The organism is uncultured Sphingorhabdus sp. (assembly GCF_937872355.1).
In the GTDB taxonomy this organism is placed as follows: Bacteria; Pseudomonadota; Alphaproteobacteria; order Sphingomonadales; family Sphingomonadaceae; genus Sphingorhabdus_B.
In genome coordinates this window covers 1-9,985 of sequence record NZ_CALMSV010000136.1, presented here as the reverse complement: position 1 = coordinate 9,985, position 9,985 = coordinate 1, and the positions used below count along the sequence as shown (strand labels likewise).

Annotated in this window: 9 protein-coding genes; 5 read left to right on the top strand and 4 right to left on the bottom strand. The window is 58.6% G+C overall.

The window, feature by feature from the left end:
- Nucleotides 1–2,047: malate synthase G (locus tag Q0239_RS08605; protein ID WP_298601238.1), on the top strand; the 2,047-nt coding region annotated here is incomplete at its 5' end.
- Between the two features lie 35 nt (nucleotides 2,048–2,082).
- Here Q0239_RS08605 and Q0239_RS08600 read toward each other — a convergent pair.
- Nucleotides 2,083–3,249 (bottom strand): M48 family metalloprotease, encoded by a 1,167-nt coding sequence (locus Q0239_RS08600; protein WP_298601235.1) that lies wholly within the window; start codon nucleotides 3,247–3,249, stop codon nucleotides 2,083–2,085.
- 90 nt (nucleotides 3,250–3,339) lie between these two features.
- Here Q0239_RS08600 and Q0239_RS08595 point away from each other — a divergent pair, with 90 nt between their 5' ends.
- The 3 genes from Q0239_RS08595 to Q0239_RS08585 all read left to right on the top strand — a co-directional run bounded on the left by Q0239_RS08595 (nucleotide 3,340) and on the right by Q0239_RS08585 (nucleotide 6,362).
- Nucleotides 3,340–3,753: a response regulator transcription factor gene (locus Q0239_RS08595; RefSeq protein WP_298601232.1), complete on the top strand. Its 414-nt coding sequence runs from the start codon at nucleotides 3,340–3,342 to the stop codon at nucleotides 3,751–3,753.
- Nucleotides 3,754–3,845: 92 nt separating this feature from the next.
- Nucleotides 3,846–4,382, top strand: coding sequence for a DUF4199 domain-containing protein (locus Q0239_RS08590; RefSeq protein WP_367276083.1), 537 nt, complete (start codon nucleotides 3,846–3,848; stop codon nucleotides 4,380–4,382).
- Between the two features lie 57 nt (nucleotides 4,383–4,439).
- The gene (locus Q0239_RS08585; protein WP_298601229.1) at nucleotides 4,440–6,362 is read left to right on the top strand and encodes an OPT family oligopeptide transporter; all 1,923 of its coding nucleotides are present in this window, start codon (nucleotides 4,440–4,442) and stop codon (nucleotides 6,360–6,362) included.
- Here Q0239_RS08585 and trxB read toward each other — a convergent pair.
- Nucleotides 6,359–7,312 (bottom strand): thioredoxin-disulfide reductase, encoded by a 954-nt coding sequence (gene trxB, locus Q0239_RS08580; protein ID WP_298601226.1) that lies wholly within the window; start codon nucleotides 7,310–7,312, stop codon nucleotides 6,359–6,361. The two genes, Q0239_RS08585 and trxB, sit on opposite strands and share 4 nt — an antisense overlap.
- 152 nt (nucleotides 7,313–7,464) lie before the next feature.
- Between trxB and Q0239_RS08575 the strand changes: the two genes are divergently transcribed.
- A complete protein-coding gene (locus tag Q0239_RS08575) occupies nucleotides 7,465–7,782 on the top strand; it encodes a 2Fe-2S iron-sulfur cluster-binding protein (protein WP_298601223.1) in 318 nt (105 codons plus the stop codon).
- A gap of 98 nt (nucleotides 7,783–7,880) precedes the next feature.
- Here Q0239_RS08575 and Q0239_RS08570 read toward each other — a convergent pair whose 3' ends face one another.
- Both Q0239_RS08570 and Q0239_RS08565 read right to left on the bottom strand, forming a co-directional pair.
- Nucleotides 7,881–9,146 (bottom strand): nucleoside transporter C-terminal domain-containing protein, encoded by a 1,266-nt coding sequence (locus tag Q0239_RS08570; RefSeq protein WP_298601220.1) that lies wholly within the window; start codon nucleotides 9,144–9,146, stop codon nucleotides 7,881–7,883.
- Nucleotides 9,147–9,150: 4 nt separating this feature from the next.
- Nucleotides 9,151–9,882, bottom strand: a complete 732-nt coding sequence (locus Q0239_RS08565; RefSeq protein WP_298601241.1) for an NUDIX hydrolase — start codon at nucleotides 9,880–9,882, stop codon at nucleotides 9,151–9,153.
- Nucleotides 9,883–9,985: the final 103 nt, after the last annotated feature.

Below are 9,985 nucleotides of genomic sequence, written 5' to 3'. Positions count from 1 at the left end.
ATCCGCTCTCGTCGAGTTTGTCGAATCCAAAGCCTTGCCGGGAACCGGTGTGCAGGCCGATGCGTTATGGCGAGGTCTCGCCGATATTCTGGCACACTTCGTTCCCGTCAACCGTGCGTTGCTTGCCAAGCGCGATGAGATTCAGACAAAGCTTGATGCGTGGCACAAGGCCAATCCTGGCCCGATTGCCGACATGGCGGCTTATAAGGCCGTTCTGACTGAAATCGGTTATCTGGTCCCTGAGCCGACCGGATTCAAAATCGGCACGCAGAATGTCGATGCCGAAATCGCGACCATGGCCGGACCACAGCTCGTGGTGCCCGCGCTCAACGACCGCTTTGTTCTGAACGCCGCCAATGCGCGCTGGGGCAGCCTTTATGATGCGCTCTATGGCACCGATGTTCTCGATGCGCCTGCCGCGCGCCCCGGCGGTTATGATACCGAACGCGGCGATGCGGTGATCGCCTATGCGCGCAAATTCCTTGATCAAGCTGTTCCCTTGGCCAGTGGCAGCTGGGCAGATTGGGATGGCGGCGATCTGCAGCTTGCCGACCCGGCCATCCCGATCATCCGTCGCGGTGATGATATCCTGCTGCGCAACAACGGGCTCGGCATCGAGATCGTCGTCGATCGCAATCATCCCGTCGGCAAGACCGACAAGGCAGGCATCGCCGATGTCATCCTTGAAGCCGCGCTCACCACGATTATCGATCTTGAGGATTCGGTTGCTGCAGTCGACGCCGAAGACAAGGTGAAGGGCTATACCAACTGGCTCGGCCTGATGCGCGGAGACCTGACCGCCAGCTTTGAAAAGGGCGGCACTACCATGACTCGCGCGCTCGACGACGACCGCGAATGGGATGAGGAACTGCTCCACGGCCGTTCGGTGATGTTCGTCCGCAATGTCGGCCATTTGATGACCAACCCTGCAGTGCGCCTGCCCGATGGTAGTGAGGCACCCGAGGGCATACTCGACGCAGTCTTCACCTCGCTGTGTGCGATGCACGATCTGCTCGCCCTCGGCAAATATCGCAACAGCCGCGCGGGCAGCATCTATATCGTCAAGCCCAAGCAGCACGGGCCTGAAGAATGCGCCTTCACCAACGACCTGTTCGATGCGGTCGAAGATCTACTCGGGCTTGACCGGCACACGATCAAGGTTGGCGTGATGGACGAGGAACGCCGCACCAGCGCGAACCTTTCGGCTTGCATCTATGCCGTCAAAGACCGCATCGTCTTCATCAACACCGGCTTCCTTGATCGCACCGGCGACGAGATGCACAGCGCGATGCAGGCTGGCCCAATGATCCGCAAGGCGGACATGAAATCGAGCGCTTGGATCCAAGCCTATGAAGCGCGCAACGTGCAGATCGGCCTTGCCGCCGGACTGTCGGGCAAGGCGCAGATCGGCAAGGGCATGTGGGCCGCACCCGACATGATGAAGGATATGATGGCGCAAAAAATCGGCCATCCCAAATCGGGCGCGAACACCGCATGGGTCCCCTCACCGACCGCCGCAACGCTGCATGCGATGCATTACCATATGGTTGATGTGTTCGAAGTGCAGAAGGAATTGGCGAGCAAGGAAACGCCTGCGCTCGACGCACTGCTCACCATTCCCGCGGCGCCACGCGGCCACAACTGGTCTGCCGAGGAAGTGCAACAGGAACTGGAGAACAACGCGCAAGGCATACTCGGCTATGTCGTGCGTTGGATCGACCAGGGCATTGGCTGTTCGAAAGTGCCCGACATCCACGATATCGGTCTGATGGAAGACCGCGCCACGCTGCGCATTTCTTCCCAGCATATCGCCAACTGGCTGCTTCACGGCGTCTGCACCCCAGAACAGGTCGACGCCGCCTTCGCTAAAATGGCAGCCAAGGTTGACGCGCAGAATGCCGGCGATGCGCTTTACGAAAAGCTGGAAAGCAACAGCATTGCGCTCAAAGCCGCCCGGGCCTTGGTCTATGAAGGCGTTGCGCAGCCCAGCGGTTATACCGAGCCGTTGCTACACAAATTCAGGCTGGAGAAGAAGTCGACGGCATAATTTCTCCCCTCCCGCTTGCGGGAGGGGAATGAAAACTACCGTACTGCCTTTTCCAACCCTTTCGCTTTCCACTCCATCGCGTTGCGAATGCGGCGTTCGATCGACGGATGCGAATAGAATATGGCTTCCTCAATCGCTGAAGGACGTGGATAGCGATTTTCAGCGGTTTTGATTAGGGCACCTGCAAGTGCGTCGGGCAAATTTACGGTGCGCAGCGAATAATCATCGGCTTCGCTCTCGCCCATTCTAATCACACCATTCAACGGCTGCGCGAAAAGAAATAGCAGCGACATGGTGAACATGATGATCGGTAATCCTTCAGGGTCACCAATTTGCGCTTTGCTGCCGAATATTGAAGCGACACGATCATACATCAGGTTGGTGAGAAAGAAGCCGACTATCGCCATACCGGAAAAAAGGAATACGAAACGCCAGACATGGCCGAGAACATAATGGCCAATTTCATGACCTGTCACCGCTTTGACTTCATCTAGCGAAGCCTGCTTTAGTGCGACGTCAGAAATAGCTATGCGACCGGTACCAAACACACCCGATACATTGGCCGTGAAGTTGTTCGATTGGCGCGAGCCATCAAACATCAATATCTTGTCTTCGGCTATGCCTGCCTCGGCACCCATCTCTACAAGAGCGATCCTGACAGGGCCTTCCGGAACAGGTTTATAATTGTTGAAAAGCGGTTCGATCAGCACAGGCGACAGCAGGATGGTCACCGCGATGGCAAAAGCTCCAAGCCCACCCGACCACAACCACCATTTCTTTCCGGTACGCCGGATGAGCGCGTAAACGCCAAGAAAAAACAACCCGCCGAAGATGCTGAACAGCATCGTACCCATCGCATCTTGTACCAGGAAATCCGCCAAAGGCTGGCTTGTTCTGCCATAGCTTTTCTCACGAAAATAGTCTTCGTACAGCGTCCACGGTAGAGTGAGCAAAGCCGAGCTTAGAAAATAGACCATCGCGATCAGCCATGTCCGGAATGCCCGGCCGCGCTTTTCAAACCGGACTGCCACGCGGTCGAGTATGCGCGAACGCACTATGATCAATGCTACGACCGCGGAAACCGCAAGACCCCAAAGCAGCATCCAGTGCCCACCTGAAGTATAATTCGCAGCTTTTTGCAGCGCCTCCGGTCCCAGAGCGTCGATGTAGCGTGCGGTTTCCGCTGCGGGATTGAATGCCATGCTGATCCTCCTGTTACTGTATTACCTATATCATACAGTTGCAACCGCAAGTGCTTGCCTCGCACCAGTACAAGTGGTTTATTCGCGCTTATGTGGAGGGTGATCATCCTGTACGGATTGGCGCTGGCAGGCGGGGCATTGTTGCTCGAATGGCTCGATTACAAACATATGGTGCGTGCCTGGTCCACAGAGCTATATATCAGTATCGTCGCGGTAATGTTCATCGCGCTGGGTATCTGGGTCGGCAACCGGCTGACCCCGCAGCCGCGCGGCCCAGCATTCGAACGCAACGATGCGGCGATCCGGTCGCTTGGGATTAGCGAGCGAGAGTGCGAGGTGCTTGATCTGCTCGCATCGGGCGCGGCCAACAAGGTGATTGCGCGGCGGCTGGGTATATCCCCCAATACCGTCAAGACGCATGTCGCGCGGCTGTTCGAGAAACTGGAAGCCGCCAACCGGACCGAGGCGATCCACAAGGCGCGGACGCTGGATATATTGCCGTGAAAATGGGCGAAATGCCCCAAATCACCCTTATGGGCGATAGATTGACGCGGTGTGGCGGCTTAGCCCCGATCCGTCCAGATTGAAGGAGATACATCCTGGGACGGATCCTTGCAGTCTACGGCACGATTGGCGGGCTTGTACTCGCGAGCAGTTTTCTTGTCGGTTGGCTGATGGGTGCGGAGATTGACGATCATAATGTGTTCGTCGGCTACTCGATCATGCTGGTCGCACTCAGCATGGTGTTTGTTGGCGTGAAAAAATATCGCGACACCGTACTCGGCGGCGTTATCCGCTTCTGGCCCGCCGCAGGCGTGGGACTCGGCATCGCAGCGGTTGCGTCGCTGTTCTATGTGATCGGTTGGGAAATCTACATGTACGCCACCGACTACAGTTTCATGCGTGCCTATGTTGACAGCAGCATTGCCGCTAAGCAGGCGGCGGGCGTTCCGGCGGCGGAGGTTGCGAAATTTGCTGCCGAAATGAAGGCTTTTGAGGCCCAATATGCCGACCCGCTCTTCCGCATGGTAATAACGCTGACAGAGATTGCGCCGGTCGGTTTGTTGGTCGCTATCCTGTCGGCAGCTCTCCTCCGCAAGAGCAGCTTCATGCCGGCAAAGGCAAACAACTAAGCTTTACTTGCCGACCGATCCCTTCCGGTGCACATGCTGTGCATCGGAGGGAATACTATGCGCGAACTGACAATCCGGTCGATCATCCTTGGCGGCCTTATTACGCTGATTTTCACAGCAGCCAACGTCTATCTGGGGCTGAAAGCGGGGTTGACCTTTGCAACTTCTATTCCTGCAGCGGTGATTTCGATGGCAATATTGCGGATGTTGCCGGGCGGAACGATCCTTGAAAACAACATCGTCCAGACCATCGCAAGTGCTGCGGGAACATTGTCGGCGATCATATTCGTTCTACCAGGCCTGGTGATCCTCGGCTATTGGCAGGGCTTTCCCTTTTGGACCACAGCCGCCGTTTGTGCGACCGGTGGAATATTGGGCGTGATGTTTTCGGTGCCGCTGCGCCGGGCATTGGTGACGGGGTCGGACCTTCCTTATCCTGAAGGCAAAGCTGCGGCCGAGGTGCTGATCGTCGGCTCGTCAGAGGGCGTGGGGTCGGAGGATAACCGAAAGGGCCTTGGCCTGATGGTCATGACGTCGCTGGCTTCTGCCGCCATGTCGCTGCTCGCGGCCATGAAGCTGGCAGCGGGCGAGATCGCGCATTTCTTCAAAATCGGCGCGGGCGTGACCGGGGTCACTTCGTCGCTCGGCCTGGCATTTATTGGTGTGGGCCATCTGGTTGGGCTATCGGTCGGCATTGCTATGGCGCTGGGTGTCGCGATCAGCTGGTTATGGCTCGTTCCCTGGTTCAGCCAGGGCATTGCAGGCGACGATCTTGCGGCCATCGCCACCGATGTATTCCGCAACAACGCGCGGATCATCGGTGCGGGCGCGATGGGTGTCGCCGCAATCTGGACCTTACTGAAGATTGTGGGTCCGATTGTACAGGGGCTTAAAGGTGCGCTGGCAGCCTCTGCGACGCGAGCCGAGGGCGGCGAGCTGGCGCTGGCTGACCGCGATATTCCGATCAAACTTGTGGCCGCGATCAGCATTCTGATGCTTTTCCCCATCGCAGTGCTGCTATGGCAATTTCTGGGCGCAACGCCGCTTGCGGGAATATCGACCGGTCTCGTGGCCATGACATTGGTCTACGTCGTCATCGTCGGCGTCGTCATCGCATCGGTCTGCGGCTATATGGCGGGGCTGATTGGGGCATCCAATTCACCGGTATCGGGCGTAGGTATCCTCGCAGTCGTCGTGGTATCGTTACTGCTGCTCTTTTTCTTTGGCCGCGGCGAAACGCCCGAACAGACCAATGCGCTGATCGCTTATGCGCTGTTTGCGACTGCGATCGTATTCAGCATTGCGACCATTTCCAACGATAATCTGCAGGACCTCAAAACCGGCCAGATCGTCGGTGCAACACCTTGGCGCCAACAGGTTGCGCTAATAATCGGCGTGCTTTTTGGCAGCGTGGCGATACCGCCAGTATTGGGGCTGTTAAACGGGGCGTTCGGCTTTACCGGCGCACCGGGTGCAGGCGAAAATGCGCTAGCTGCTCCCCAAGCGATGCTGATTTCGACGCTCGGAAAGGGCGTCTTGGGAGGCGACCTTGACTGGAACCTGCTCGGTCTCGGCGCGCTGATCGGGGTTGCAGTGATCATTGTCGATGAAATCCTGATACGCACTGCTAAGAAACGGCTTCATCCGCTTGCCGTCGGCATGGGGATTTACCTGCCAATGGCGCTGACTTTTATGATCGTAGTCGGAACGGCGCTCGGCCATTTTTACGACAAATGGGCAGAGAAACAGCGTGATGCCGAGACCGCCAAGCGCATGGGTGTGCTAGGCGCGACCGGGCTAATCGTTGGTGAAAGCCTGTTCGGCGTGCTCTACGCCGGGATCGTTGCTGGCAGCGGCAGCGATGCGCCATTGGCGGTGGTTGGTGAAGGAGTCGAGACAAAAGCCATGTTTGGCGGCGCCGTGGGGTTCATCGCCATGGTCTGGTGGATCTACAGGCGAATGAAACAAATTGCATCTTAGAGATTGGCGTCAATAAACCGCTCGGCGTCGAGCGCGGCCATGCAGCCTGTGCCTGCGCTCGTCACCGCCTGGCGGTAGATATGGTCCATCACATCGCCGCAGGCGAAAACGCCGGGGACGCTGGTTTCGGTGGCCTGCCCCTCGGCCCCGCCACGCACCTTGATATAGCCGCCTGCCATATCGAGATGGCCTTCGAAAATGCCGGTATTGGGCTTGTGGCCGATGGCGATGAAGACGCCGTGCAGTTCAATATCTTCGGTGCCGCTGCCATCAGTTGCGGCGATCCGCATGCCAGTGACACCCATCGCATCGCCCAGCACTTCATCGAGTGTGTGGTTCCATTTGATCGTCACCTTTCCCTCTTTCTCGCGGGCAAAAAGGCGGTCCTGTAGGATCTTTTCGGCTTTCAGCTTATCGCGACGGTGCACCAAGGTCACATGGCTGGCGATATTGGCTAGGTAGAGCGCTTCCTCCACCGCAGTATTGCCACCGCCGATGACTGCCACAGGCTTGTTGCGATAGAAGAAGCCATCACAAGTCGCGCAGGCTGAAACGCCCTTGCCCATGAAGGCGGTCTCGCTCGGCAGCCCCAGATATTGCGCGCTCGCCCCTGTCGCGATGATCACGGCGTCGGCGGTGTAATCTCCTGCGCCTCCGGTGAGCACGAAGGGTCGCTTCGAAAAATCGACCTTTTCGATATAGTCATTCTCGATCCGCGTGCCGAAGCGTTCGGCATGCTTCTTCATCCGCTCCATCAGCTCGGGGCCCATCACACCGGCATCGTCACCCGGCCAGTTGTCGACCTCGGTCGTGGTCATCAACTGCCCGCCAACTTCAACCCCGGTGATGATCATCGGCGAAAGGTTCGCACGCGCGGCATAGACTGCGGCGGTATAGCCGGCCGGGCCGGAGCCGATGATGATGACGGGGGCGTGGCGATCGTTCGACATATAGAGAATCCTGCTGCTATTCGCAGCGGACATAGGGAGCGCTTTCGCCAAGGCCAAGGCCGGAGGCGAAACTATCCACAAAAAGAGGCTTCCCTTAACGTAAGGGCGCTTTTATCAGGCCCGCGAAACAGTTTCGAACAGGGGAGTCCCGCATGCCCAAGATTACCGTCATTTCTCGCAATGGATCAGCGCGCGATGTAGAGGCCGAAAATGGCCTGTCGCTGATGGAGGTGATCCGCGACAATGGCTTTGACGAGCTGCTCGCGCTGTGCGGCGGCTGCTGCAGCTGCGCGACCTGTCACGTTTTCGTTGACAGCGCCTTTGCCGACAAGGTTCCGGCGATGAGCGAAGACGAAAACGACTTGCTCGATTCGACCGACAGCCGCAACGAAAGCTCGCGCCTGTCGTGCCAGATCCAGATGAACGACAGCCTCGAAGGCCTCGTCGTCACCATCGCGCCGGAAGATTGATTTTCCCTTTTTTGTCGTCGTCCCGAACTTGTTTCGGGACAACGAATTGCCGTCGCGTGTTATCCTGAAACAAGTTCAGGATGACGATGGTTGAGCAATTAAGCCACCGTCACCAGCCCGATGACCGCGCCGGTCATCGCGGAGGCGAAGTTTCCGGCAAGCCAGCTTTTCATCCCCAACGCCGCGGCTTCCCCCCGGCGTCCGGGGCAAAGCGTGCCGATGGTGGATACCAGCAGGCCGATACTTGCCAGATTGGCGACGCCGCACAGCGCATAAGTGACGATCAACTGGCTGCGTGGGCCGAGTTCGCCCGCTGGTAGCGCCGCTAGATCGAGATAGGCGACATATTCGTTTAGGATCGCCTTGGTGCCCATCAGCGCGCCGGCGGTTGGCGCTTCGCTCCACGGCACGCCGATTGACCACATCAGCGGCGCGAACAGCCAGCCGAACATGCGGCGCAGCGTCAGCTCCTCACCACCCACCAATGGCAGCACGCTGAGCATCTGGTCAACGAGCGCGACCAGCGCAAAGACGACGATGATCACGCCGATTACCGCGAGGAACAACTGTACCCCGTCCATCGTGCCACGAATGATCGCGTCGATGCTGCTATCATATTTGAGGCTGGTGTCATCCGGGTCGGTCGCGGTCTTGCCATCGCCCGGCACCATCAACCGCGCGATCAGCACCGCAGCGGGCAGCGAGATCAGCGAAGCGGAGATCATGTGCCCGACCGCATCGGGCACGGTCATGGACAGCGTGGTCGCGTACAGGATCAGAATCGCACCCGATATCGTCGACATCGTGAGAACCATCACCATGAACAATTCGCTGCGGCTCATCCGCTCGAAATAAGCGCGCAGCACGAGCGGCGCCTCGACCACACCGAGGAAGATATTAGCTCCCCCGCCGAGACCGACCACACCGCTGACGCCGAGCGTCCGCTGCAACGCCCAGCTAAGGCCGCGCACAATCCATGACAGGATTTTCCAGTGCCACAGCAAGGCCGAGATTGCCGAAAAGACGATCACCAGCGGCAATATCTGGAAAGCGATGATCAGTGGTGGCTGCGCGCCCTCGGCCACTGGAAACGGCAAAGGCGCGCCGCCCAGATAGCCGAACATATAGCTCGAGCCGACCAGCGTCGCTTTCTCGATCGCCTGCACCGCATGGTTGGCGGCGTTGATCGCATCCCAGACAATCGGCACACGCACGATCAGCAGCGCGAGCACAAGTTGCAGCAGCAACGCCCCGCCAATCCAGCGCCAGCCGGGAAGCTGTTTCCGATTTTCGGAAAATGCCCATGCCAGCAGAACGATCAGGGCAACACCAATCAGCCCCTGCAACTGCGCGAAAATCGCCAAGCGCCTAGCCGCGCATTGCCGAAGTCATCGCCTCGGCCGTCACCGGATAGCCATGGCCTTCGGGAATGCAGATGTGCGGCACGCCGTTACGTTCCTCGACATAAGTCAACATCAATTGCACCGGATGCGCTGCGGCATGCGCTGCGGTGTCCGCAAAGCTATCGAACTGTGCGAGCCGTTCCAGATTGCGCAGCGTCGGGAAGATCGCTTTCACTTCCTTATTCGCAACCTTTTCGAGCACGCCCGCTGCGCTGTCCCAGAACAGCATCCGGTTTTCAGTATTATCTACCACCGCCGGCAGATGCGCGTCGCCCGCATCGATCAGATAGAAGCGCGTATCGAACACGCGGGTTTCCAGATTGGGCGGGCGCCAGCGTGCCCATGGCACCAGCTGGTTCAGCTGCGGCGTCCAGCCATTATCGTCGCAGATTTCCTTTAAGCTGGCCCCGTCGAACAGCGCGGCGCGCGCTTCGGCGCAATCGGCGGCATCAACAACGCCGTCCAGCGCAAGAGCAAGACCAGCCTCCTCAATCGTTTCACGGATCACGGCCAGCCGGGCTGCCGCCTCGTGAAGGTCCAATCCGTGGTCAAGTATGCCAGCATAAGCGCGGTCATGATCGTCGACCTTACCGCCCGGAAAAACAACCATGCCTCCCGCAAAAGCCATCGACTTCACCCGCTCTACCATCAGGATCAACGGCGGGCCGCCCTCCGGATTGTTGCGGAAAATGACCATGGTGGCGGCGGGGGTCGCGGGCGGCCTGGCTTCGCCGGGGGCGGGGGGGGTCAATATTTCTTCGGACCTCCCCGCCCAAGCAGCCAGAATGGAACCCGCCGGC

Excerpts from the sequence above, each read along its gene's own strand:
- Q0239_RS08600 (WP_298601235.1), bottom strand. The coding sequence starts at position 3,249 with ATGGCATTCAATCCCGCAGCGGAAACCGCACGCTACATCGACGCTCTG.
- Q0239_RS08595 (WP_298601232.1), top strand. The coding sequence starts at position 3,340 with ATGTGGAGGGTGATCATCCTGTACGGATTGGCGCTGGCAGGCGGGGCA.
- Q0239_RS08585 (WP_298601229.1), top strand. The coding sequence starts at position 4,440 with ATGCGCGAACTGACAATCCGGTCGATCATCCTTGGCGGCCTTATTACG.
- trxB (WP_298601226.1), bottom strand. The coding sequence starts at position 7,312 with ATGTCGAACGATCGCCACGCCCCCGTCATCATCATCGGCTCCGGCCCG.
- Q0239_RS08575 (WP_298601223.1), top strand. The coding sequence starts at position 7,465 with ATGCCCAAGATTACCGTCATTTCTCGCAATGGATCAGCGCGCGATGTA.
- Q0239_RS08565 (WP_298601241.1), bottom strand. The coding sequence starts at position 9,882 with ATGGTCATTTTCCGCAACAATCCGGAGGGCGGCCCGCCGTTGATCCTG.